Source organism: Actinoplanes sp. NPDC026623, assembly GCF_040638275.1.
Lineage (GTDB): Bacteria > Actinomycetota > Actinomycetes > Mycobacteriales > Micromonosporaceae > Actinoplanes.
In genome coordinates this window covers 66864-89751 of sequence record NZ_JBEZXZ010000001.1, presented here as the reverse complement: position 1 = coordinate 89751, position 22888 = coordinate 66864, and the positions used below count along the sequence as shown (strand labels likewise).

24 protein-coding genes and 1 pseudogene are annotated in these 22888 nt (G+C 72.2%); 12 read left to right on the top strand and 13 right to left on the bottom strand.

The features are described 5' to 3' along the window. Positions 1 to 4 precede the first annotated feature (4 nt). Positions 5 to 787 (bottom strand): hypothetical protein, encoded by a 783-nt coding sequence (locus tag AB0F10_RS00400; protein ID WP_360619436.1) that lies wholly within the window; start codon positions 785 to 787, stop codon positions 5 to 7. Positions 788 to 841: 54 nt separating this feature from the next. Here AB0F10_RS00400 and AB0F10_RS00395 point away from each other — a divergent pair, with 54 nt between their 5' ends. Beyond that, positions 842 to 2002, top strand: a complete 1161-nt coding sequence (locus AB0F10_RS00395) for a DNA recombination protein RmuC (RefSeq protein WP_360619434.1) — start codon at positions 842 to 844, stop codon at positions 2000 to 2002. 15 nt (positions 2003 to 2017) lie between these two features. On the opposite strand, the gene AB0F10_RS00390 is transcribed toward AB0F10_RS00395, so the two are convergent. After that, the gene (locus AB0F10_RS00390) at positions 2018 to 3004 is read right to left on the bottom strand and encodes a 4-hydroxy-3-methylbut-2-enyl diphosphate reductase (protein ID WP_360619432.1); all 987 of its coding nucleotides are present in this window, start codon (positions 3002 to 3004) and stop codon (positions 2018 to 2020) included. 132 nt (positions 3005 to 3136) lie between these two features. Between AB0F10_RS00390 and AB0F10_RS00385 the strand changes: the two genes are divergently transcribed. Genes AB0F10_RS00385 through AB0F10_RS00370 form a run of 4 tightly spaced genes read left to right on the top strand, consistent with a single transcriptional unit; the run spans position 3137 to position 5710 of the window. Beyond that, positions 3137 to 3658, top strand: a complete 522-nt coding sequence (locus AB0F10_RS00385) for a hypothetical protein (RefSeq protein WP_360619431.1) — start codon at positions 3137 to 3139, stop codon at positions 3656 to 3658. Positions 3659 to 3712: 54 nt separating this feature from the next. Beyond that, entirely contained in the window at positions 3713 to 4243 is a 531-nt protein-coding gene (locus AB0F10_RS00380; protein WP_360619430.1) for a hypothetical protein, read from the top strand. A 34-nt stretch (positions 4244 to 4277) separates the two neighbouring features. Continuing rightward, positions 4278 to 5507 carry an exodeoxyribonuclease VII large subunit gene (xseA, locus tag AB0F10_RS00375; RefSeq protein ID WP_360619429.1) on the top strand — a complete coding sequence of 410 codons (1230 nt, stop codon included), beginning with the start codon at positions 4278 to 4280 and terminating at the stop codon, positions 5505 to 5507. Continuing rightward, a complete protein-coding gene (locus AB0F10_RS00370) occupies positions 5507 to 5710 on the top strand; it encodes an exodeoxyribonuclease VII small subunit (protein WP_360619427.1) in 204 nt (67 codons plus the stop codon). Before xseA ends, AB0F10_RS00370 begins: the two co-directional genes overlap by 1 nt. A gap of 59 nt (positions 5711 to 5769) precedes the next feature. On the opposite strand, the gene AB0F10_RS00365 is transcribed toward AB0F10_RS00370, so the two are convergent. After that, positions 5770 to 6321, bottom strand: a complete 552-nt coding sequence (locus AB0F10_RS00365) for a DUF4245 domain-containing protein (RefSeq protein ID WP_360619425.1) — start codon at positions 6319 to 6321, stop codon at positions 5770 to 5772. A gap of 98 nt (positions 6322 to 6419) precedes the next feature. Between AB0F10_RS00365 and glpX the strand changes: the two genes are divergently transcribed. After that, positions 6420 to 7445 carry a class II fructose-bisphosphatase gene (gene glpX, locus AB0F10_RS00360; protein WP_360619423.1) on the top strand — a complete coding sequence of 342 codons (1026 nt, stop codon included), beginning with the start codon at positions 6420 to 6422 and terminating at the stop codon, positions 7443 to 7445. A 74-nt stretch (positions 7446 to 7519) separates the two neighbouring features. Continuing rightward, a complete protein-coding gene (locus tag AB0F10_RS00355) occupies positions 7520 to 8449 on the top strand; it encodes a DMT family transporter (RefSeq protein WP_360619514.1) in 930 nt (309 codons plus the stop codon). Here AB0F10_RS00355 and AB0F10_RS00350 read toward each other — a convergent pair. The 4 genes from AB0F10_RS00350 to AB0F10_RS00335 form a co-directional block, all read right to left on the bottom strand. Then, positions 8436 to 9098, bottom strand: coding sequence for a rhomboid family intramembrane serine protease (locus AB0F10_RS00350; RefSeq protein WP_360619422.1), 663 nt, complete (start codon positions 9096 to 9098; stop codon positions 8436 to 8438). The genes AB0F10_RS00355 and AB0F10_RS00350 overlap by 14 nt on opposite strands. Positions 9099 to 9165: 67 nt before the next feature. Further along, on the bottom strand, positions 9166 to 9957 hold the full coding sequence (locus AB0F10_RS00345) for a serine protease (RefSeq protein WP_360619421.1): 792 nt from the start codon (positions 9955 to 9957) through the stop codon (positions 9166 to 9168). A gap of 79 nt (positions 9958 to 10036) precedes the next feature. Continuing rightward, positions 10037 to 10741, bottom strand: coding sequence for a lytic transglycosylase domain-containing protein (locus tag AB0F10_RS00340; protein WP_360619420.1), 705 nt, complete (start codon positions 10739 to 10741; stop codon positions 10037 to 10039). A 385-nt stretch (positions 10742 to 11126) separates the two neighbouring features. Then, a complete protein-coding gene (locus AB0F10_RS00335) occupies positions 11127 to 12539 on the bottom strand; it encodes a PhoH family protein (protein WP_360619418.1) in 1413 nt (470 codons plus the stop codon). A gap of 263 nt (positions 12540 to 12802) precedes the next feature. Between AB0F10_RS00335 and otsB the strand changes: the two genes are divergently transcribed. Continuing rightward, the gene (gene otsB, locus AB0F10_RS00330) at positions 12803 to 13630 is read left to right on the top strand and encodes a trehalose-phosphatase (protein ID WP_360619416.1); all 828 of its coding nucleotides are present in this window, start codon (positions 12803 to 12805) and stop codon (positions 13628 to 13630) included. Here the strand turns inward: otsB and AB0F10_RS00325 are convergent. Then, entirely contained in the window at positions 13607 to 14482 is an 876-nt protein-coding gene (locus AB0F10_RS00325; protein ID WP_360619414.1) for a LysR family transcriptional regulator, read from the bottom strand. The two genes, otsB and AB0F10_RS00325, sit on opposite strands and share 24 nt — an antisense overlap. Positions 14483 to 14551: 69 nt before the next feature. On the opposite strand from AB0F10_RS00325, the pseudogene AB0F10_RS00320 reads away from it, so the two are divergent. Then, positions 14552 to 15355, top strand: a pseudogene (locus AB0F10_RS00320) (EamA family transporter); the annotation flags it as partial. 16 nt (positions 15356 to 15371) lie between these two features. On the opposite strand, the gene AB0F10_RS00315 reads toward AB0F10_RS00320, so the two are convergent. Genes AB0F10_RS00315 through AB0F10_RS00305 form a run of 3 tightly spaced genes read right to left on the bottom strand, consistent with a single transcriptional unit; the run spans position 15372 to position 19150 of the window. Beyond that, positions 15372 to 16142 carry an isoprenyl transferase gene (locus AB0F10_RS00315; protein WP_360619412.1) on the bottom strand — a complete coding sequence of 257 codons (771 nt, stop codon included), beginning with the start codon at positions 16140 to 16142 and terminating at the stop codon, positions 15372 to 15374. Positions 16143 to 16173: 31 nt separating this feature from the next. Continuing rightward, the gene (locus tag AB0F10_RS00310) at positions 16174 to 17289 is read right to left on the bottom strand and encodes a geranylgeranyl reductase family protein (protein WP_360619410.1); all 1116 of its coding nucleotides are present in this window, start codon (positions 17287 to 17289) and stop codon (positions 16174 to 16176) included. Positions 17290 to 17344: 55 nt separating this feature from the next. Beyond that, complete coding sequence (locus AB0F10_RS00305) at positions 17345 to 19150, bottom strand: phosphoenolpyruvate carboxykinase (GTP) (RefSeq protein WP_360619408.1); 1806 nt, start codon at positions 19148 to 19150, stop codon at positions 17345 to 17347. Positions 19151 to 19458: 308 nt separating this feature from the next. Between AB0F10_RS00305 and AB0F10_RS00300 the strand changes: the two genes are divergently transcribed. The 3 genes from AB0F10_RS00300 to AB0F10_RS00290 all read left to right on the top strand — a co-directional run bounded on the left by AB0F10_RS00300 (position 19459) and on the right by AB0F10_RS00290 (position 21461). Then, the gene (locus tag AB0F10_RS00300) at positions 19459 to 20253 is read left to right on the top strand and encodes a sigma-70 family RNA polymerase sigma factor (protein WP_360619406.1); all 795 of its coding nucleotides are present in this window, start codon (positions 19459 to 19461) and stop codon (positions 20251 to 20253) included. Between the two features lie 23 nt (positions 20254 to 20276). Continuing rightward, complete coding sequence (locus AB0F10_RS00295; RefSeq protein ID WP_360619404.1) at positions 20277 to 20834, top strand: GtrA family protein; 558 nt, start codon at positions 20277 to 20279, stop codon at positions 20832 to 20834. Between the two features lie 63 nt (positions 20835 to 20897). After that, positions 20898 to 21461 (top strand): GtrA family protein, encoded by a 564-nt coding sequence (locus AB0F10_RS00290; protein ID WP_360619402.1) that lies wholly within the window; start codon positions 20898 to 20900, stop codon positions 21459 to 21461. On the opposite strand, the gene AB0F10_RS00285 is transcribed toward AB0F10_RS00290, so the two are convergent. Together AB0F10_RS00285 and AB0F10_RS00280 are read right to left on the bottom strand one after the other, a co-directional pair. After that, on the bottom strand, positions 21388 to 22005 hold the full coding sequence (locus tag AB0F10_RS00285; protein WP_360619400.1) for a PH domain-containing protein: 618 nt from the start codon (positions 22003 to 22005) through the stop codon (positions 21388 to 21390). The genes AB0F10_RS00290 and AB0F10_RS00285 overlap by 74 nt on opposite strands. Before the next feature lie 4 nt (positions 22006 to 22009). Continuing rightward, positions 22010 to 22873: a biotin--[acetyl-CoA-carboxylase] ligase gene (locus tag AB0F10_RS00280; protein ID WP_360619398.1), complete on the bottom strand. Its 864-nt coding sequence runs from the start codon at positions 22871 to 22873 to the stop codon at positions 22010 to 22012. Positions 22874 to 22888: the final 15 nt, after the last annotated feature.

Sequence of the window (22888 nt, the reverse complement as noted above, 5' to 3'; positions counted from 1 at the left end):
TCGCTCAGAAGTCGCCGCCGCCGAAGTCCCCGCCGCCGAAATCGCCGCCACCGAAGTCGCCGCCGCCGTAGTCCCCGCCGCCGAAGTCGCCGGCCTGGTTGACGTCGCCGCCCTGGTCGCCGCCGAAGTCGCCCGCCGCGTCCTGGAAACCGTCCTGGTAGCCGTCGCCGTAGCCGGTGTCGCCGAAGGCCGGCGAGAACAGCGCGTCGAAGATCAGCATGCCGCCGAGGACGCCGGCGCCGGTGCCGAGCGCCGTGCTCCAGACCGGCGACGAATACCAGCCCGACGGCACCGGCCGGCCCTGCACGCGACCGCCCGGGTAGTAGTAGGGCGTGTCCGGCCCCGGCTGGGGGCCCGCCCGGTACTGCTGGCCCTGCACGCTGACCTCGCGCTCGCGGGTCAGCTGACCCGCGCCGCGCGCGGCCGCCAGCGGCGGCAGGTCCGGGCCCGGGTCGAGGCCCATCGCGACCCGGGCGGCCCGCGCGTAGGCCAGGCCCTCGAGGGCCGACTCCCGGGCCAGCTCGAACTGCCGCACCGACTTCGCCTGCTGCAGCTGCCCGCCGGCCGCGTTGTAGCGCTCGCCCGCGTCGGCCAGCGCCTGCCGGGCCGCGGGATCCTCGCCGTGCAGGTTCATCAGCTGGCCGCCGAGCCGCTCATACCACCGCTGGGCCTCGGCGCGGGCGTCGTCCAGCCGCCGCTGCTCCCGGGCAGCGGCGCCGCCGCGCGCCACCGCGACGACCGCGACCACGACGATCAGAATCAGGAAGAGCAGCAGCAACACCTTCATGACTCGACGGTACCCTCGCCGATCTAGTCAGAGGTCTCTGGCAAGCTCCGTTGCGTGAGCTTCTCGACGCTGGCCGTGGTGATCATCTGCTTGGGGGTCGGTGGCGCGCTCGGCTGGCTGGCCGGGCGCCTGCGCGCCGCCACCGACATCGCCCGGCTGGAGGCGACCCTGCAGGCCGGCCGCGATGGCGAGGCCCGGATGGAGCAGTCGCTGCGCGCACTGTCCTATGAGGCCACCGCGCAGTCGCAGGAGGCCGTGGCCCGCGCGGTGGCACCGCTGCACGAGACCCTGCAGCGCTACGAGATGCGGGTGGCCGAGCTCGAACGCGACCGGGTGGACGCCTACTCCCAGCTGCGCGAGCAGGTCCGGTCGATGGGCGCGGTCGCGGGCGAGCTGCGGACCGAGACGAAACAGCTGGTCGCGGCGCTGCGGGCGCCGCAGGTGCGGGGCCGCTGGGGCGAGCTCCAGCTGCGCCGCATCGTCGAGGCGGCCGGCCTGCTGGAGCACTGCGACTTCGCCGAGCAGGTCACCGGCGCGACCGACCACCAGGGCGTACGCCCCGACATGCTGGTGCGCCTGCACGGCGGCCGGTGCGTGGTGGTGGACGCCAAGGCGCCGTTCGACTCCTATCTGTCGGCAATGGAGGCCCGCGACGAGCGCACCCGCGACGCCCACCTGGACCAGCACGCGCGGGTGCTGCGCGGGCACGTGGACGCGCTGTCGGCCAAGGCCTACTGGACCGCGTTCGACCAGGCGCCGGACTTCGTGGTGCTGTTCGTGCCGGCCGACCCGTTCCTCGACGCGGCCCTGCAGCGCGACGCGTCGCTGATGGAGCACGCGTTCGCCCGCGACGTGGTGCTGGCGACCCCGGCGACGCTCATCGCCCTGCTGCGCACGGTGGCCTACTCGTGGCGGCAGGAGGCGCTGGCCCGCAACGCGCTGGCGGTGCACGGCCTGGCCCGCGAGCTCTACGGCCGGCTGGCCACGCTCGGCGATCACGTCGGCAAGCTGGGCAGCTCGCTGAGCGGGGCGGTGACGGCCTACAACCGCGCCGTCGGCTCGCTGGAGTCGCGCGTGCTGGTCAGCGCCCGCAAGCTCGCGGAGATGGGCGTCTCGGACGACGAGCTGGCCGTCCCGGCCCAGGTGGAGCTGACCCCCCGCCAGCCGCAGGCGCCGGAGTTGCTCGACGACGACGGCCTGGAACGCCGGGCCTAGGGGGCCAGATGCGCCCTAGCGTCGGGCGGCCGCGGCGGCCTTCATGTCGCGGCGCAGCTCCTGCGGCAGCGAGAAGGTCAGCCGCTCCTCGGCGGTGGTGAACTCGGTGACCTCGCCGAAGCCCCGCTCCGCGAGGTGGGCGAGCACCTCCATGACCAGGTCGTCGGGGACGCTGGCGCCCGAGCTGACGCCGACCGTGGTCGCGCCCTCCAGCCACTCGTCCTTGATCTCGTGGGCGTAGTCGACCAGGTGCCCGGCCCGCGCGCCCGCGCCGAGCGCGACCTCGACCAGGCGCACCGAGTTGGACGAGTTGGTGGAGCCGACGACGATGACCACGTCGCACTCCGGGGCGATCTCCTTGATCACGTGCTGGCGGTTGGACGTGGCGTAGCAGATGTCGTCGCTGGGCGGCGACTGCAGCAGCGGCAGCCTCGTCTTCAGCCGGGCGACGGTCTCCATGGTCTCGTCCACCGACAGCGTGGTCTGCGACAGCCAGACGACCTTCGCGGGGTCGCGGACGACGACGTTCTCCACGTCGTCGGGCCCGTCGACGAGCTGGATGTGCGCCGGGGCCTCGCCCGCCGTGCCGATGACCTCTTCGTGCCCCTCGTGCCCGATGAGCAGGATGTCGTAGTCCTCGGCGGCGAACCGCTTCGCCTCGTGGTGCACCTTGGTGACCAGCGGGCAGGTCGCGTCGATCGCCTTGAGCTTGCGCTCGCGGGCCTGCTCGTGCACCTCGGGCGCGACGCCGTGCGCCGAGAAGACGACGGTCGAGCCCTCGGGGACCTCCTCGTTCTCCTCCACGAAGATCGCGCCGCGCGCCTCGAGCGTGGTGACGACGTGCCTGTTGTGCACGATCTGCTTGCGCACGTAGACCGGGGCGCCGTAGAGCTTGAGCGCCTCCTCGACGGTCTGCACGGCACGGTCGACGCCGGCGCAGTAGCCCCGCGGCTTGGCGAGGAGCACACGCTTGCGAACTGGGCTGGTCGAGTCGGCGGTCACCCCGCCATGGTACGTGCACCGGGCCGCAACATCCCGCCGTGCGACGGGCGCCACAGCCCGCCCCGGGCCCGGGCACCGGCCCCGGCATCGCCGCGCGGGCCGGATCGCGCCGCGGCGCGGCATACTCGTGCGGTGGATGAGACGAGAGTGACCGTTCGGTACCGGGTCGGCGCCGCCGCGCGAGGGCTGCTCGGCGCGGTGAGCCTCGTCGGGGGCCTGACCTGGATCCTGCTCAATCTGGGCGCGCCGCGGCCGGTCACCGACATGATCGTCGGCGTGGTCCTGGCCGGGGGCGGGCTGGTGCTGCTCATGCCGCACCGGATCGGGCTGCCGGCCCGGGCCACCGCGGCGGCGACGGCCGGCGCCGCGGTCGGCGGCACGCTGGCCTGCACCCTGGTGACCAGCGTCGACGTCGGCGGCACGTACGTCTATCTCGCCAGCCGGGGCTGGCCGTTCGCCTGGCTGTCCCGGGGAGCGAGCGCCGCCGACCCGGCCACCGCCGAGGCGGCCGCGAACCGGTCGAGCTGGCAGCTCGACGCCGTGAACCTCGTCGCCGACCTCTACTTCTGGGCGTTCGCCGGCCTGCTGGTGGTGGCCGCCGTCGTCGTGGTCCGCCGCGCCGGTGCCGACCGGGAGGCCGCGCTCATCTCCTGACCGGCAGAGTGCGTTTCCGCACCTGGCGGCGGTGGCGGGCGCGATACTCGGTCGATGAGCGCCGTAGGCGATGCGGGGTACCGGTCCGGCCGCGCGGCGGGCGGCACCGAGGCGGCACCCGGCCTGATGGACTCGTTCGGCGCGGCGCTGCGGCTGCTCGTCGGCTGGTTCAGCATCGCCATCGGCATCCTCAACCTGCTCCTCGAGATCGACCGCGGCGGCGCCGACGACGGCGCGTACGTGGCCTTCCACGTCATGCTCGTGATCGGCGGCCTGCTCCTGGTCTCATTCTCCAGGCTCGGCGCCGGGGCGGGCGTCGCCGGCTACTGCGCCGGCGGCGCGGTGACGGCCGCCGGCCTGATCCTCAGCGGGGTGCGGTCGTTCGACGCGGCGTGCTGCCTGACCGGGTACGCGATCCGGCACGGCTACCCGTTCAGCCTCGCGGCCCGCGCCGCGGGCCACTGGCACGTCGACGGCCCGCGCCTGCTCGCCGACCTGCTCTTCTGGGGGTACGCGGGCCTGATCGTGCTGGTCGCGGTCGCGAGCGTGCGCCGGGCCGCGCGGCGCACCACGCCTCGGGGGTGACCGGGCGGGCGGGGGCAGGGCCTAGGCTGGCCCGGTGACCCAGCCCGAGACGCCGAGCGCGCCAGCGAAGTCGAGCGCCGACGAGCCGTGGCCGGTCCGGGTCGTCAGCCAGAAGGTCAGCGCGTGGATCGCCAAGCTCGGCTGGGTCTGGGTCGACGGCCAGGTCGCGCAGATCAGCCGCCGCCCCGGCGCCAGCGTGGTCTTCCTGACGCTGCGCGACCCGTCGGCCGACCTCAGCCTCACCGTGACCGCCCATCGCGACGTGCTCGACGCCGGCGCGCCCGACCTGGCCGAGGGCGCCCGGGTCACGCTGCACGCCAAGCCCGAGTTCTATCCGGCCCGCGGCTCGCTGAGCCTGCGCGCCGACGAGATCCGCCAGGTCGGCCTCGGCGAGTTGCTGGCCCGCCTCGAGCGGCTGAAGAAGCTGCTCGGCGCCGAGGGGCTGTTCGCCCGCGAGCGCAAGCGGCGGCTGCCGTTCCTGCCGCAGCGGGTCGGGCTGATCACCGGGCGGGCGTCCGCGGCCGAGCGGGACGTGCTCATGAACACCCGGCGCCGCTGGCCGTCCGTGGACTTCCGGGTGATCAACGTGCCGGTGCAGGGCCCGACCGCGGTGCCGCAGATCATCGACGCGCTGAAGGTGCTCGACAACGACGAGACCGTCGACGTGATCGTGCTCGCCCGCGGCGGCGGCAGCGTCGAGGACCTGTTGCCCTTCTCCGACGAGGCGCTGTGCCGGGCGGTGTTCGGCTGTCGCACCCCGGTGGTCAGCGCGATCGGCCACGAGACGGACGCGCCGCTGATCGACTACGTGGCCGACGTGCGGGCGTCAACGCCGACCGACGCGGCCAAGCGGATCGTGCCCGACCTGGCCGAGGAGACGACCCTGGTCCGGCAGGCCCGCAGGCGGCTGGACCGCGCGGTGATCACGCTTGTCGACCGCGAGTCGCACCGCCTGGAATCCTGGCGGTCGCGCCCGGTGCTGGCCCGCCCCGAGTCGCTCGTCGAGCAGCGGGCGGCCGAGGTCGACGCGCTGCGCGACCGGGCGGTGCGCAGCCTGGACCAGCGGCTGCGCCGGGCCGACGACGACCTGCGGCACCTGCTGGCCCGGCTGCGGGCGCTGTCGCCGATGGCGACCCTGGAGCGCGGGTACGCGATCGTGCAGCGCGCCGACGGCCACGTGGTCCGCGCGGCGGGCGAGGTGGAGACGGGCGACGTTCTTCGGGTACGGCTGGCCGACGGTGAGCTTCGAGCGGGAGTGCAGTGATGACGGACGAGGAACTCAGTTACGAGCAGGCCCGCACCGAGCTGGCCACGGTGGTGGAGCGCCTCGAGCAGGGCGGCAGCTCGCTCGAGGAGTCGCTGGCCCTGTGGGAGCGCGGCGAGAAGCTGGCGGACGTCTGCCAGCGCCGGCTGGACGGCGCCCGGGAGCGCATCGAGGCGGCCCGTGCGGCCCGCAGCGACGGCTGACCGGGCCCTCCTCAGCTCAGCCCTCGGCTCGGCCCTCGGCTCAGCCCTCAGCTCGGCCCTCAGCTCAGCGACGAGGCGAAGCTCTCCAGGCTCTTGGCGTCGGTGCTGCCCACCACGATGACCGTCCGGCCCTTCTCCAGCAGCAGCAGCGCCTCCTCGCCCGGCCGGGCGTCGTAGCGCTGCCAGGTGCGCGCGCCGGACCGGAAGGTGCCGATCGCCTCGGGGTCGCTGCCCAGCTCGACCGGGATCAGGTCGGCCGTCGGGGTGCTGCTCTCGATCAGCTGGATCCCGTCCCGGTCGGGATCGACGTAGCCGATCCGCAGCGTGGCGCCGCCGCCCTTGCGCTCGAAGGTCGCGCTCACCGCGTGCCAGTCGTCGCCGAGCCCGCGCGGCACGACCACCTCGAAGGCCGCCGCGGCGCGGGCCTGCTGGAGGGTCGGCTCGGTGTCGATGCTCACCGGCCGGTCGCCGTCGAGGACGAGCCGGTAGAAGAGCAGCAGCAGCGCGATCGGTATCAGCAGGATGCCGAGCGACATCGCCATGTCCCGCGGTGAGCGGCCGCCGCGCTTTCCGACGGTGACGGGTTCGGCTGCGGCATCGGGGGTAGTCACCTCACCATTGTTAACCATGTCGCGGACGCGGGACTTCCCGCGTCTCCCCGTGTGAGGATCGGTGCACCACACCCGCACCGTCGCGAGGAGGCACCCCCATGCCCGTTTCCAACAACCCGCAGGACCTCGACCGCAACATCGCGCTCGACCTCGTACGCGTGACCGAAGCCGCCGCGATGGCCGCCGGCCGCTGGGTCGGCCGGGGTGACAAGGAGGGCGGCGACGGCGCCGCCGTCGACGCGATGCGCAAGCTGATCAACTCGATTCAGATGCGCGGCGTCGTCGTGATCGGCGAGGGCGAAAAGGACAACGCCCCGATGCTGTTCAACGGCGAGGAGGTCGGCGACGGCACCGGGCCGGAGGTGGACGTGGCGGTCGACCCGGTCGACGGCACGACGCTGATGAGCAAGGGGATGCCGGGCGCGGTCGCGGTGCTGGCGGTCGCCGAGCGCGGCGCGATGTTCGACCCGAGCGCCGTCTTCTACATGGAGAAGATCGCCGTCGGTCCGGACTGCGCCGACGTCATCGACATCAACGCGGGCGCGACCGAGAACCTGCGGCGCATCGCCAAGGCCAAGCGCTCGAGCGTCTCGGACGTGACCGTCTGCATCCTGGACCGGCCGCGGCACCAGGCGCTGGTCGAGGAGGTCCGGGCGGCGGGCGCGAACATCAAGTTCATCTCCGACGGCGACATCGCCGGCGCCATCTCGGCGGCCCGCAGCGAGTCGGAGGTCGACGTGCTGATGGGCATCGGCGGCACCCCGGAGGGCATCACGGCCGCCTGCGCGATCAAGTGCCTGGGCGGCGCCATCCAGGCGAAGCTCTGGCCGCTTGACGACTCGGAGCGGGAGAAGGCCATCGGCGGCGGGCACGACCTCGATCGCGTGCTGGGCACCGACGACCTGGTCACCGGCGACAACTGCTTCTTCGTCGCGACCGGGGTGACCTCCGGCGACCTGCTCAAGGGCGTGCGATACCGCTCCGGTGGCGCGCACACCCAGTCGATCGTCATGCGCTCCAAGAGCGGCACGATCCGGGTCATCGACTCCTACCACCGGCTGGAGAAGCTGGCGCTGTACTCGGCGGTCGACTTCGACGGGCACCTGCCGACGGTGGGCGAGTGACGCAGACCTCGATCGCACCCGCGCCACCCGAACCCGCCGTCCCGGCCGTCTCGGCCGGGCGGCGCGCCACCGGCCTGCTGTTCGCGCTGGTCGCGGGGGTTGCGCTGGCCGTGCAGTCGAGGATCAACGGCGAACTCTCGATCCGCCTGGACGACCCGATCGGCGCGGCCGTCGTCTCGTTCGGCTCCGGCCTGCTGGTGCTCGCGGTGCTGGTGCCGCTGCTCCCCGCCGGCCGGGCCGGGCTGCGCCACCTGCGCGACGGGTTGCGGGGGCGGCGGATCCGCCCGCACCAGTGCATCGGCGGGATGTGCGGCGGCTTCCTGGTCGCCCTGCAGGGCCTGACCGTGCCGACGCTGGGCGTCGCCGTCTTCATCGTGGCGCTGGTCGCGGGCCAGTCCTCGAGCAGCCTGCTGGTGGACCGGGCGGGCGTGGGCCCGGCCGGCCGGCAGCCGGTGACCACCCCGCGGCTGGCGGGCTCGGTGCTGACCATCTGCGCGGTGCTGCTGGCCGTCGGCGACCGGCTGGGGCACCCGAGCGCGCTGGCGCTCGCCGTGCTGCCTCTGCTGGCCGGCGTCGGCATCGCCTGGCAGCAGGCCGTCAACGGCCACGTGCGGGTCGTCTCCGGCAGCGCGATGGTGGCGGGCCTGGTCAACTTCGCCATGGGCACGTCGGTGCTGCTGGTCGCGCTCGTGGTCTCCGTGTGCGTCCGGGGCCTCCCCCGCGCTTTGCCGTCCGGCCCCTGGTGGCTGTACATCGGGGGCGTGCTCGGCATCCTCTTCATCGCCGTCGGCGCCGCCGTGGTCCGCTACACCGGCGTGCTCCTGCTCGGCCTCGGCATGATCGCGGGCCAGGTCACCGGCGCGCTGCTGGTGGACGAGATCGTGCCGGCGGCGGCCGGGCGGCCGGGCTGGAACACCCTCCTCGGCGCCGCGCTCACCCTGGTGGCGGTGGGCGTGGCGGTCCTGCCGGCGCGGCGGCCCAGAGGCGCGCTCAGCGGTCGGTGAGGGTGGCGCCCTGGTCATACAGGGCCGGGACCGGGCGCGGGCGGCGCCGGCGGAAGAGGATCGCCGAGATCACGCCGCCGAGCAGGCCGAGCAGGTGCCCCTGCCAGGAGATCGGCTGGTCGGTCGGCAGCACGTTGTACAGCTGGTACCAGTAGAGCAGGCCGATGAACGCCGCCACGCCGAGGTTCCACCAGCTGCGCTCCACGAAGCCGCGGGCGAAGAGCAGGCCCAGGTAGCCGAAGACGACCCCGCTGGCGCCGACGACGACGCTGCTCGGGTCGCCGATCAGCCACACGCCGAAGCCGCTGACCAGCACGATCACCAGCGTCGACCAGAGGAAGCGGCGCACGCCGCCGGCCAGCGCGAACGTGCCGACCAGGATCAGCGGGATGCTGTTGCCGTAGAGGTGGTCCCAGCTGGCGTGCAGGAACGGGCTGAAGATGATCCCGTCGAGGCCGGCGAGGCGGTGCGGGATGATGCCGCCGGCGACGTCGAGGCGCCCGGCGCCGATGCCGACGTCGATCGCCTCGATGAGGAACAGCACCGGGATGACGGCGCACATCGCCACGAACGCCCGGCCGATCGAGGCGAAGAAAGCCTCGGTGCCGAACCTAGCCGCCTGGTCCTCGCGCTCCCCGGGGTAACCCATCCCCCGATGGTTGCCGATGGGCGCCAGCCACGCCAACCCGGTCCGCCCGTAAACCCAGGCAAGTTCGTTACATGAGCTTGCGGGTAGCCGCCTGGATGTCGTCGCGGAACTCCGACACCTGCGTGTAGACGCCGGGGTAGCCCTTGCGGGCGCAGCCCAGGCCCCAGCTCACGATGCCGACCTGCACCCACTTGCCGTCGGCGATCCGGTGCACCATCGGGCCACCCGAGTCACCCTGGCAGGTGTCGACGCCGCGCCGGGCGGCGCAGATCGACTCGTCCTCGACGAGCTCGACATTGACCTTCCGGTACGCCTTGGCGCAGCGCTGGTCGCCGACGACCTGCACGGTGCCGTACCGGAGCCGGGTCTCCTGGTGCATGGAGGTCTCGCTGGTCTGCCCCCAGCCGAGGATGGTCTCCGCGCCGGTCTCGTCGGCGCCGCCGGCGGTGATGTCCAGGGTCGGCAGGTCGAGCTTGTGGTCGAGCTTGATGAGCGCCCAGTCGTCGCCGAGGGTTTCGCTGCGGAACCCGTCCGCGCGAATCACCGATACCGATTTCGCCTTGATCGCGCGGGCCGAGTTGAGGTTGGTCACCCCGGCGGTCACCTCGATGCTGGTGTCCGCGCCCGAGCCGGTCACGCAGTGACCCGCGGTGAGCACCACCCGCGGCGCGGTCAGCGCGCCGCCGCAGCCCATGGAGAGCCGCACCATCCACGGAAATCGCCCATCGGCCGCGTTGTCGCCACCAACGACGTCACGCGCCGGTTCGGCGACATCCCCGGCGTTTGCCGCTGTCTGGTTCACGGAAAGAACGGAGGCGAGAACGCCGAGCACGACCAAGGAGGCGACTTTCCGGACCATATGGATATTTGAACACGAGGTGCCCACGCAAAAGGGGTACGCGCCGAAACCCGTACCCCTTTTGTCGTGCCGCTAGGTCTTAGTACCAGCCGGTGTCCTGCGAGTGACCCCACGCGCCACACGGGGAGCCGTAGCGCCCCTTGATGTAGCCGAGTCCCCACTTGATCTGGGTCGCCGGGCTGGTCTTCCAGTCGTCGCCCTCGCTGGCCATCTTGCTGCCCGGCAGCGCCTGCGGAATCCCGTAGGCACCGGAGCTGGAGTTGGAGGCGCGGTGGTTCCAGCCGCTCTCCTTCTTCCACAGCTTGTCGAGGCACGGGAACTGGTCGATCTCGAAGCCGTCTTTGATCATGAGCGCGCAGCCGGTGGCCCGGTTGCCGCTGAACTCATCGCAGGAGTCCGGGATCGGCCCGTCGTAGGGCACCGTCGCACCGGAGTCGTCGTCGGACTTCTTGTCCTCGGCCGCCTTCTTCTCCGCGGCCTTCTTAGCGATGACCTTCTTCTCCAGCGCCCGGGACCTGCCGGCGGCGACCTTGGCCTCGGAGGCGGCCTTCGAGGCGGCCTCACCCTCGGCCTGCCGCTGGTAGGCGCGCGCGGCCGCGTGCTGACCGTGCCGCTCCTTGAGCAACTGCAGGTCATCCACCTCAGCCTGGGCGACGAGGCCGGACTGGGCGCTCTGCGCCTGGACTTCCTGATCCTTACCGAGGTAAACCCCGCCGATCACGCCGGCCACGAGAAGACCAACCGAGGCCACGCGGATTCCGACCCGGCTCCAGAGCCGATTCACGAAGTTTCCCTTCGTAGGGGGCAATGACGCGGTGCGAATTCGCCGGGATGAATCCCGGCGACTATTCCCGCCGCGAGCACCGTCGACCCCTCGGGCCGCGTGACCGGCCACCGTGCTCCCGGTCACGATGACCCCGCAGTCGATCTCTGACCTGCCGGGCCACGCGATTGATGCTCGCCAGACACCATGGCCCAGAGTGAGGTGGATGTGAAATGACGACGCGCACGTGTGAAATGAATCACAGGATTATTGGTATTTAATCCGGGCAAAAGGCCACCATTTCCATCACGATCGAGGTAATGGAAATCTCACTTTAGGTAGTTACTCCTCTCCATAGCGTGAGGCGGGGACCCGTCGGGCCCCCGCCTCAGCTCGTAACGGAGAGTTACTGCGGAATGTCTTCCAGTAGATCGGTGACGACCTCTGCGATCGGCGAGCGCTCCGACCTCGTAAGGGTGACGTGGGCGAAGATCGGGTGGCCCTTCAGCGCCTCGATCACCGCCGTCACCCCGTCGTGCCGGCCGACCCGCAGGTTGTCGCGCTGGGCGACGTCGTGGGTGAGCACCACCCGCGAGCCCTGCCCGATCCGGGACAGCACCGTGAGGAGCACGTTGCGTTCCAGCGACTGGGCCTCGTCCACGATCACGAACGCGTCGTGCAGGCTGCGGCCGCGGATGTGGGTCAGCGGGAGGACCTCGAGCATCCCGCGCGCCAGGACCTCCTCCATGACGTTCGCGTGCACGACGGCTCCGAGGGTGTCGAAGACCGCCTGCGCCCAGGGCGACATCTTCTCCGACTCGCTGCCCGGCAGGTAGCCGAGGTCCTGCCCGCCGACCGCGTACAGCGGGCGGAAGACCACGACCTTCTTGTGGCGGTTGCGCTCCATCGTCGCCTCGAGGCCCGCGCAGAGCGCCAGCGCGGACTTGCCGGTGCCGGCCCGGCCGCCGAGCGACACGATGCCGATGGCCTCGTCCAGCAGCAGGTCCAGCGCGATGCGCTGCTCCGCGGACCGGCCACGCAGGCCGAACGCCTCCCGGTCGCCGCGGACCAGGCGCACCGTCTTATCGGGATTGACCCGGCCCAGCGCCGAACCCCGCGACGAGTGGATCACCAGGCCGGTGTGGCAGGGCAGCGCGTCCGCCTCCTCCAGCGCGAGCTCCTCACCCGCGTACAGCTGGCTGACCTGGTCCTCCGAGAGCTTGAGGTCCGACATGCCCACCCAGGTCGGGTCGCTGGCCTGGCCGTGCCGGTACTCGTCGGCGGTAAGGCCGACCGACGCCGCCTTGACCCGCAGCGGCATGTCCTTGCTGACCAGGGTGACGTCCCGGCCCTCCGCGGCCAGCCCCAGCGCCACCGAGAGGATCCGGGTGTCGTTGGAGTCGTTGCGGAAGCCGTGCGGAAGCGCGCTCTGGTCGGCGTGGTTGAGCTCCACCCGCACGGTGCCGCCCTCGTCGTTGCAGAGGACGGGATGGTCGAGGCGGCCGAACTTGATGCGCAGCTCGTCGAGCATGCGCAGCGCCTGGCGGGCGAACCAGCCGAGCTCGGGATGGTGGCGCTTGTCCTCCAGTTCGGAGATCACCACGAGGGGAATGATCACTTCGTGGTCGGTGAACCGGCGAAACGCCGCCGGGTCGGACAGCAGGACCGAGGTGTCCAGGACGAAAACCCGGCCGGCTGGGGCGGGCTCCGCATCGGCGTGCCGATCCCGGGACGACCTGCGTCCCGTGGAGGCGCGACTGCTGGAGACTTTGGCGGCCGGGTCTTGGGGGGTCCCGGCGTCGGTACGGCGAGATGTCACAGGCCTGCTCGCTCCAGCGGGCGTGCAACCCGGGCCGCCCGCGGTCCGCCACGTCCGGCACCCGTCCCTGACACGGAGCCGGGATGCGGGCCCCGTGGCGCACTTGTCGCAGGTCCGGGCCGACCGGTTGGCCCGGGACGACCCCGCGCCATGACAAGAACGCTACTGGTCAACAGGCACCTGCGGTAGTACCCGCGTGATACGCCAATTCACCGTCGAAGCGGCGGCGTGCAACCGGCCGAACGGCGGGTACGCTGGGAGTCGTGCCTGAGTCTCCCCCCAGCAATGCGCGTCCTACGCACCCGCTGAGCGCCGCCGAGGCCTGGCAGTTCACCGCCTCGCGGGCCCGGGACACGACTCTCTTCTTCGACTTCGACGGGGTGCTGTCGCCAGTCACGGACGATCCCGACGCCTCCCAGCCCGTGCCCTCGGTGCTCGGCGTGCTCGAGGAACTCGCCGGTGCGGTGGCCCGCGTGGCGATCGTCTCGGCGCGCCCGGTGAGCTTTCTGCGCTCGCGCTTCGAGTCGCTGACCCACGTCGACCTCTTCGGGCTTTACGGCCTCGAGGTCTGGCACGACGGCGAGGTCGTCACGGAGCCCGCGGCCCTGCCGTGGGTGCCCGCGATGGCGGAGTTGGCCGAGCGTGCCAAGACCGAGCTGCCCGAGGCGATCCTGGTGGAATACAAGCGCCTCTCGGTCGCCCTGCACTACCGCACCGCGCCGCATCTCGCCGCCACCGTCGAGCGCTGGGGCCACGAGCAGGCGGAGCGCCTGGGGCTGCGGATCCAGGGCGGCCGCATGGTCGTCGAGCTCAAGCCCCCGGTCGACCAGGACAAGGGCATGGTGATCAGCGAGGCCGTGCTCAACGCCGGCTGCGCCTGGTATTTCGGCGATGACATGTCCGACATCAAGGCGTTCGACGCGCTGCGCGCCCGCGAGGCCGTCGACCCCGGCTTCTTCGGCATGTGCGTGGCCGTCGCCAACCCGGAGACCGGCGCCGAGGTCTCCAGCGCGGCCGACCTGACGCTGGAGTCCCCCGAGGCGGTGGCGGGCTTCCTCGCCGAGGCACTATCGGCCTTCCGCCGCCCCTGACCAGCCATAGGTCCGGCGGGCCAGGTCCCGCAGTTCGCCGAGGTGACCCGGCGGATCGTCGCGCCACCACGCCAGGCGCACCGAGATGGGCGGCGCGTTCCGCAGCACCCGGTACGCGACGCCCGGCCTTGGATACTGGTACGCGGTCGCCTCGGAGGTGACCCCGACGGCCTGGCCGGCGGCGATGAGCGTCAGCCACTCGTCCACCGTGAGCGTCGCGCGGACGGCGGACGGCCGGGCCTCCGGCGGCCACAGGTCCAGCGTGGTCGTGCCGGTGCGGCTGTCGATCGCGACCGTGTAACGGGACAGGTCCGCCAGCCGCAGGCTGCGCCGGCGGGCGAGCGCGCCGCCCGTGGCGACCGCCGCGCACCGCGACTCGAGGCCGATCTCCGCGGTGGCGAAGCGGTCGTCGTCGAGCGGGCGGCGGATGACGGCGACGTCGGCCGTACCGTCGCTCAGGCCCGCGGTCGGGTCGTTGGCCTGCACGAACACCAGCGGGACGCCCGGATGCGCGGCCGCCCAGATCCGCTGCAGCTGCCGGGTGTGCCGGCCCAGCGCCGCCCAGGCGAAGCCGAGCAGGACCTCGGTCCGCGAGGCGTCGGCGATGCGCTGCAGGTGTGCCACCTCCTCGACGATCCGCCGGGCCTGCGCGACGATCCGGGTGCCGGTGGCGGTCAGCGCCACGTGCCGGGTGCTGCGCTGCAGCAGCCGGGCGCCGAGCGCCCGCTCCAGCGCCGCGACGGAACGCGAGACGGTCGCCTGTGACACGCCGAGGACGGTCGCGGCGTCGGTGAAGGTGCCCGCGTCGACCACCGCGAGGAGCGTCCGGAGCTGACCCAGCCGCACATCCATGCGCCGAGCGTATAGATCGGGCGGCCTGCGTATTTCCGTGAGCGCCGCGCGGCGGCGAACGCTGACGCCATGAGATCCCACCGGCTCGCGGGCGTCGCGACGATGCTCGGCAGCGCGGCGAGCAACCAGGTCGGCGCCGCCGTCGGCGCGCACGCGTTCGCGACGATCGGCCCCGCGGGTGTCGTCGCGGTGCGCCAGTTCGTCGCCGCCGCCGTCCTGCTGCCGCTGGCCCGGCCGAACCCGTTCCGCTTCAGCTGGGCGCAGTGGTGGCCGACGCTGCTGCTCGCCGCCGCGTTCGCGGTGATGAACCTGAGCCTCTACACCGCGATCGACCGAATTGGACTCGGCCTCGCGGTCACCCTCGAGGTGCTCGGCCCGCTCGCGGTCGCGCTGGCCGCCTCCCGCACCCGCCTCGACCTGCTCTGCGCGCTGGGAGCCGCCGCCGGCGTCTATGTGCTGGTGCTTCCCGGGCCGGCGAGCGACTACCCCGGCATCGGGCTCGGCCTGCTCGCGGCGGCCTGCTGGGCGTCGTACATCCTGCTCAACCGGCTGCTGGGGTCGCGGCTGCCGGGCGTGCAGGCGCCGGCCGCGGCGACCGCGGTGTCGGCGGTGGCCTACCTGCCGGTCGCCGCGACGCTGGTGGCGCAGGGCCGGCTGGGCGGCGCCGGGCTCGGGTACGCCGTCGCCGCGGGCGTGCTCAGCTCGGTGATCCCCTACGCCGCGGACCTGATCGCCCTGCGCCGGGTGCCGGCCCGCCTCTTCGGGATGTTCATGAGCGTGCATCCGGTGCTCGCCGCGCTGGCCGGTCTGGTGCTGCTCGGCCAGGAGTTGAGCGCGCACGAGTGGGCCGGGATCGCGATCGTGATTTCTGTACTGATCCTGAACAACGTCAAGCGCCGTAGCGCCGCTGCCGTCCCGCGTATGACCGCAGCGCCCGGAGGAAGTCCGTGCGGCGGAAGTCCGGCCAGTTCGCGTCGTGGAAGTAGAACTCCGAGTGCGCCGACTGCCACAGCAGGAAGCCGGAGAGCCGCTGCTCCCCGCTCGTGCGGATGACCAGGTCGGGATCGGGCTGGCCGCGGGTGTAAAGGTGCTCGGCGATGTGCTCGACGTCGAGGATCTCGGCAAGCTCCTCGAGGGTGCGACCGGCCGCCGACTGCTCGTAGAGCAGCGAGCGGACCGCATCGGTGATCTCGCGGCGGCCGCCGTAGCCGACCGCCAGATTGACCTCGACGCCCTCGGTGCGGTGCCGGGTCTTCTCCTGCGCGGCCTTGAGCGCGGTCGCGGTGGTCGCCGGCAGCACGTCGAGCGCGCCGACGAGGCGCAGCCGCCACGGGTTGCCGTCCTCGGCAAGCTCCGTCGCCAGGTCCTCAATGATCTTTACCAGCGGATCCAGCTCGGCGGCCGGGCGCTGCAGGTTGTCGGTCGCCAGCAGGTAGAGCGTGACGTGCCCGATCCCGGCCTGGTCGCACCAGCCGAGCAGCTCCTTGATCCGCTCGGCGCCGACCCGGTGGCCGTCGTTGGGGTCGACGTAGCCCATCTCGCGGGCCCAGCGCCGGTTGCCGTCGCACATGACCCCGACATGCTGCGGGACCGGCTTGCCGGCGAGCTTGCCGGCGAGCCGTCGTTCGTACAGCGAATAGACCAGGGACCGCAGACTCATCCGGACAAGCCTAGCGAGCCTGGGCGCACCCTCAAGAGGGTGGCGGTGCGATGTGCAGCAACTCTGCCCCGATGCGTCCTATCGTGCGAAGGTCGAAAACCCCCTCACCCAGCCCCAGTTCCACCATTCGGTCGAAAACCGCGCCATCTCGGCGGGCCGCGCGGACTGCGGCGTCGACCACCTCCGGCCGCCGGGTCAGCAGCGCAACCACTCCGGAGTGGCGGAGGTGACGGCCGAGCCGACGCCTGAGTGCGGCGCGGTAGCGCTCGACAACCCGGTGCGCCCCGGTCGCCGCGGCGGCGCCGGCCAGCGCGCCGGAGAGCACCGCGTAGAAGATGCCCTCGCCGGTGAACGGGTTGATCAGCGACAGCGCGTCGCCCGCGAGCAGCACCCGGCCCTGGGCCGGCGGCGGCCGGTGGGTGGACAACGGCAGGTGGTGGGCGCGCACGCCGGTCGGCTCGGTGCCGGGCAGCAGCTCACCCAGCCGCGACATCAGGTACGCCTTCGTCAGCGGCGCCCCGCGCAACGTCTCGCCGTACCCGACGTTGGCGGTGCCGTCCCCGAGCGGGAACGACCACGCGTACGCGGGCCAGCGCGCGCTCGTCGTCCGGATGAGCTGTTCGGTGCCGACCGCGCTCGCGTAGCCGCGGATCGCGATGGCGAGATGGCCGTCCGGGTTGGCCGGGTGGCCGAGCGCACGGCGGACCACCGAGCCGGCCCCGTCGGCGCCGATCACGACCCGGGCCCGGATCCGGTCGTCGAGGACGACGCCCTCGCCGTCCTCGCGCATCGTCCGGACCGTGTGCCGGCAAAGCTCGGCGCCCTGTGCGACCGCGGCCAGCACGAGCCGGGCGTCGAACACCCGGCGCGGAACGGTGTGCGCCGGCCGGGGCAGCGGCCGGGCCACCTCGGTGCCGCCCGGCGCGATCAGTCGCAGGCCCGCCACCGGTTGATAGCCGTCGGTCAGTCCGGTGACGCCGAGGCCCGCGAGCACGTCGACGGCGTCTGCCGCGATGCCGTCGCCGCACGGCTTGTCCCTGGGGAACGCGGCCCGGTCGATCAGCAGCACCGACGCGCCCGCCCGCCGCGCCGCGAGGGCCGCGGCGGCACCGGCCGGGCCGGCGCCGACGACCGCAACGTCAAACACGGCGTCGACGGTACTCAGGCCGCGCCCGCCTCGTTCACGAGGCGGGCGCGGGGTGTCACGCGGCGTTGAGGCGGGCCTTGAGAGCGTCCAGCTCGGACCAGAGCACGGCCGGCAGCTTGTCACCGAACTTGGTGAACCACTCCTCGACCTGCGGGATCTCCGCCAGCCACTCGTCGGTGTCGACGCGCAGCACGGCCTCCAGGTCCGCCCGGCTGATGTCGAGGCCGCTCACGTCGAGGGCGTCGGCGGTCGGCACGTGACCGATCGGGGTCTCGACCGCGTCGGCCTTGCCGTCGAGGCGCTCGACGATCCACTTGAGCACGCGCGAGTTCTCCCCGAAGCCCGGCCACAGGAAGCCGCCGTCCGCGTCGCGGCGGAACCAGTTCACGTAGAAGACCTTCGGCAGCTTGTCGGCGTCGCCGGAAGCGGCCTTGCCCATCTCGATCCAGTGGTTGAAGTAGTCACCGGCGTGGTACCCGATGAACGGGAGCATCGCCATCGGGTCGCGGCGCACCACGCCGACCTTGCCCACCGCGGCGGCGGTGGTCTCGGACGACAGCGTCGCTCCGAAGTAGACGCCGTGCACCCAGTCGCGGGCCTCGGTGACCAGCGGGACGGTCGTCTTGCGCCGGCCGCCGAAGAGGATCGCGTCGATCGGTACGCCGCGCGGGTCGTCGTACTCGGGCGCGAGGATCGGGCACTGGTTGATGGGCGTGCAGAAGCGGCTGTTCGGGTGGCTGGACGTCGTTGCGGAGTCCGGCGTCCAGTCGTCGCCACGCCAGTCGATGAGGTGCGCGGGCGGCTCGCCCATGCCCTCCCACCAGACGTCGCCGTCGTCGGTGCGCGCCACGTTGGTGAAGACCGAGTTGCCGCGGGCCAGGGTGCGCATCGCGTTCGGGTTGGTGTGGTGGTCGGTGCCGGGCGCGACGCCGAACAGGCCGTACTCCGGGTTGGTGGCCCACAGGCGGCCGTCGGAACCGAAGCGCATCCAGGCGATGTCGTCGCCGACGGTCTCGACCTTCCAGCCCGGCAGCGTCGGCTCGAGCATGGCGAGGTTGGTCTTGCCGCAGGCCGACGGGAACGCGCCGGCGATGTAGCGGACCTGGCCCTCGGGCGAGGTCAGCTTCATGATCAGCATGTGCTCGGCGAGCCAGCCCTCGTCGCGGGCGGCGACGCTGGCGATCCGCAGGGCGAAGCACTTCTTGCCCAGCAGCGAGTTGCCGCCGTAGCCGGAGCCGTACGACCAGATCTCGCGGGTCTCCGGGAAGTGCGAGATGTACTTGGTCTCGTTGCACGGCCAGGCCACGTCGGACTCGCCCTCGGCCAGCGGCATGCCGACCGAGTGCAGCGCGGGCACGAAGTCCGCGGTGTCACCCATCGCGGTCAGGACGGGGGTGCCCATCCTGGTCATGATCTTCATCGAGGCCACCACGTAGGCGCTGTCGGTGATCTCGACGCCGAACATCGGGTTGGGCGCGTCGAGCGGGCCCATGCAGAACGGCACGACGTACATGGTGCGTCCGCGCATGCAGCCGCGGTACAGCCCCGTCATCAACTCCTTCATCTCCGCCGGCGCCGTCCAGTTGTTGGTCGGACCGGCGTCGGCGGGATCCACCGAGCAGATGAACGTGCGTTCCTCGACCCGAGCGACGTCCCCGGGATCCGTACGCGCCCAGAACGAATTGGGCCGCTTGGCCGCGTCGAGGCGGACCAGCGACCCGGCGTCGACGAGCACGTCGGTGACCCGGGTCCATTCCTCGTCGGAGCCGTCGCACCAGACCACCCGGTCCGGTGTGGTCAGGGCGGCAACCTCGTCGACCCAGTTCAGAAGCTTGGCGTGTGCGGTGGGGGGCACAGACATGTGAATCCCTTCGGTCGGCACTGACCTGTGACGAACCAGGCCGATCGGTCGGCCATTGTCACGGGAGTCACATCAGCCTAAGCCGAGGGAACGTTCAGTTCATCGGCGAATCTTGTGGACAACCGCACAATCCTCGGTGTTTGTGCGCAATCACGATCGATCCTTCGCCGCTTGACGCACAAGCGCGCACGGCGGCCGACTGAATGCATTTCCCGGCCCGCATCCACCCGCGTTCACAAAGCGGACGAAACGTCCTAAGCTAGTCGTTAATCGGGCTTTCCTCCCACTCCCCGCTACAGGAGGCAGGAATGACGATCCCGGCCAGCGAGACCGACATCGACACAGATCTGCTTTCCGCCGTACGCGCGGGCGACACCGCCGCGTACGGCGTTCTCTACCAGCGCCACCGGGCCGCCGCCCGGGCGCTGGCGTACGGCCTCGTCCGCGATCCGGCCGACGCCGACGACCTGGTCGCCGAGACCTTCGCCAAGGTCTTCGCGACGCTGCGGGCCGGCGGCGGGCCGCTGGTGGCGTTCCGCGCCTACCTGAACACGACCCTGCGGCACGTCTGCTACCACCGGGCCCGGCGCGACCGCCGGCTCGAATTCACCGACGACCTCACCCGGTACGACGAGGGCGAGCCGTTCCGCGACCCGGCCCTCGACCGCCTGGAGCGCACCTACGCCGCGCAGGCCTTCCGGGCGCTGCCCGACCGCTGGCGCGATGTGCTCTGGCGCACGGAGGTCGAGGGGGCCAGCCCGGCCGAGGTCGCGCCGCACCTCGGGCTCACGCCGAACGCCGTCGCCGTGCTCGCGCACCGGGCCCGCGAGGGTCTGCGCCGGCTCTATCTGCAGCAGCACGTGGCGGTCGCCGATCCCCCCGAGTGCCGGTGGACCGGCGACCGGCTGGGCGGTCACGTCCGGGGCCGGATGGCGCCGCGCGACGCCGCCCGGCTCGAGACCCACCTCGCCTGGTGCGCCGGCTGCCGGGCCCGGCACGCGGAAATCACGGAGATCAACCAGAGCGGCTACCGTCCGTACAAGCAGCGTGGCCCGGTCGGTGCCGACGGGTTAAGAGTCGCTCACGAAAACGGCGCTCCGTGACCGGCGCCGGTACTCTCAGGTCCGTGCCTGCCGCAATCCTGCCCGCGCTGCGGGCACGCTTCGGGGCACTCGTGCGCGAGTTGAGCAAGTTCGGCGTCGTGGGCACCACCGCCTTCGCCGTCGACCTGACCATCTTCAACCTGCTGCTTCAGCACGGCAGCGAGTCGCTCACCGCCAAGACGATCTCCACGGTCATCGCGACCACGGTGGCGTTCCTGGGCAACCGATTCTGGACCTGGCGGCACCGCGGGCACGCCAACATGGCCCGGCAATACGTGATGTTCTTCCTGCTCAACGCGGTCGGCCTGGTCATCGGCCTGGCCTGCCTGGCGATCAGCCACTACGGCCTCGGCCTGATCTGGCCGGTGCTGCAGAGCCCGCTCGCGGACAATGTCTCGGGCCAGCTGATCGGCACCGCCGTCGGCACCCTGTTCCGCTTCTGGTCCTACCGGCGCTTCGTGTTCGGCGACATCGCGGTCCCCGGCCCGGTCGAGCCCGTCCCGGCGCCGCCGATGGACACCTCCGCCCCGGTGCCGCGGTCCGTCCCGCCGACCGCCCCGCCCGCAGTCCCGCGAATGTGACGTCGGAGTCATCTCCCCGTACGGTCCGACGTCTTCGCCTCATTCCCCCCGTAAGGTTGACCAATGCTCTCAGCCCGCTCGCTGGCGGACCGCCTGCGCCACCTCGCCCCGGAAGCGCTGGCCTTCGGCGTGATCGGCGCCGGCAACACCCTGCTCTACATGGTGATCACGTGGGCCCTGCTGTCCATCGGCGCGGTCAAGGCGAGCATCGTGGCGACCCTCGTCACGACCACCCTGGCGTACGTCGCGAACAGGTACTGGACCTACCGCCACCACACCCGCAGCGCCCTGCGCCGGGAGTACACGCTGTTCTTCGGCTTCAACCTGATCGGCATGATCATCCAGTCCGGCGCGGTCACCATCGGCAAGTACGGCTTCGGCCTCACCGAGGAGCACGACGAGATCCTGTTCCTCGGGGTCACGATGCTGGGCGTCGCGGTGGCGACGGTGTTCCGCTTCTGGGCGTACCGGACCTTCGTCTTCCTCAAGCCGCCGGTCGACGGGCACGAGGCCGCGGTCTGCGAGCTCGACGTGGTCGCGGGCCTGGCCGAGCTCAGCGCCGAGGCCGACGGGACCCTGGACGCGGAACTGGCGAAAGAGATCGACGCTCAGCGCCGCGCTGTCTAGCGGCCAGCGGCGCCGATTCGTCCTCGCCGGTCTCCTCGTCCTCGCCGTCCCCGCGCAGCTCACGGTCCGTCTCGATCAGCTCGTAGAGCAGGGTCTGCACCCGCTGGGCCCCCGGCACCGACTCCAGCACCGCGACCTGTTCGCCGATCGAGTCGATCTTCAGCGTGCCGCAGCCCAGCAGCCGGTCGAGCATCGTCTGCCGCATCGCGTGGTCGTTGACCCGGTTGAGCGGCAGGTCCCGGCGCGCGCGGGCGATCACGCCGTCCTGCAGCAGGATCCGCTCGTCGGTGAAGACGTAGTGCGTGGTCCGCCAGACCAGCAGCGGCCAGAGGCCCCGGGTCAGGCCCATGAAGAGCGCGACCGCGGCGACCACGAGCACGCCGATCAGGCCGCCGGTCGTCGGCGGCAGCATGACCCAGACCAGAATCACCGCCGCCAGGCCCGCCAGCAGCACCAGGATCGGGCGTATCGCCGCCCTGGCGTGCGGGTGCAGGTGGAGGACGACCTCCTCCTCGTCGGTCAGGACCTCGTCCGGGAACGCCACCCGCTCAGCGTACGTGCAGGACGTCACCCGCCGAGACGCGCCGCTCGCCGTCAGCCGTGCTGACCGCGAGCTGGCCGTAACCGTCCACCGTGGTCGCCGTACCGGTGAACTCCCGGCCGTGCGGCAGCAGCACGCGAACGTCGCGGCCGATCGTCGAACACCCCCGCTGGTACGCCGCCAGCAGCCCGCACATCTCCGCGTCGCCCTCGGCCTCGCGCCAGCCGCCGTACCACTGCGCGACGCCGCGCAGCAGCGAGCGCAACAGCGGATCGCGATCGGTGGCCTTCGCGCCGGCGGCCCGCAGCGACGTGGCCGGCAGGCCCGTCGTGCCGGGAAGCTCGTCCGGGCGGGTCGTGACGTTGAGCCCGAGTCCGACCACCACCGCGTCCCCGGCCACCTCGGCGAGGATGCCGGCGGCCTTGGCCTCGCCGGTGCCGACATTGATCAGCAGGTCGTTGGGCCACTTCAGCGACGCGTCCAGCTCGGTGAGGCGCTGCACGGTCTCGAGCAGCGCCACCCCGGCGAGCAGCGGCAGCCAGCCCCAGGTGTGCTGCGGCGCGGGCGCCCAGCCCCGCGCCTCGTCGGCGGCGCCGGGCCGCAGCAGGAGGCTGAGCGTCAGCCCGGCCCGCGGCGGCGAGACCCACTGCCGATCGCGGCGCCCCCGGCCGGCGACCTGCTGCTCGGCGACGACGACAAACCCCTCGCTGGCGCCGTCCCGCGCGGCCGCGGCGGCGTCGGCATTGGTCGAGCCGGTCTCGGCCCGCACCTCGAAGCGCCGCCACAACCCGCCGGGCACGATCAGCGCGCGTTGCAGCGCGCGCTCGGCCAGCGGCGGACGATCAAGATCTGCGTACGGCGAGGTGGCCACCGCACCACCCTAGGC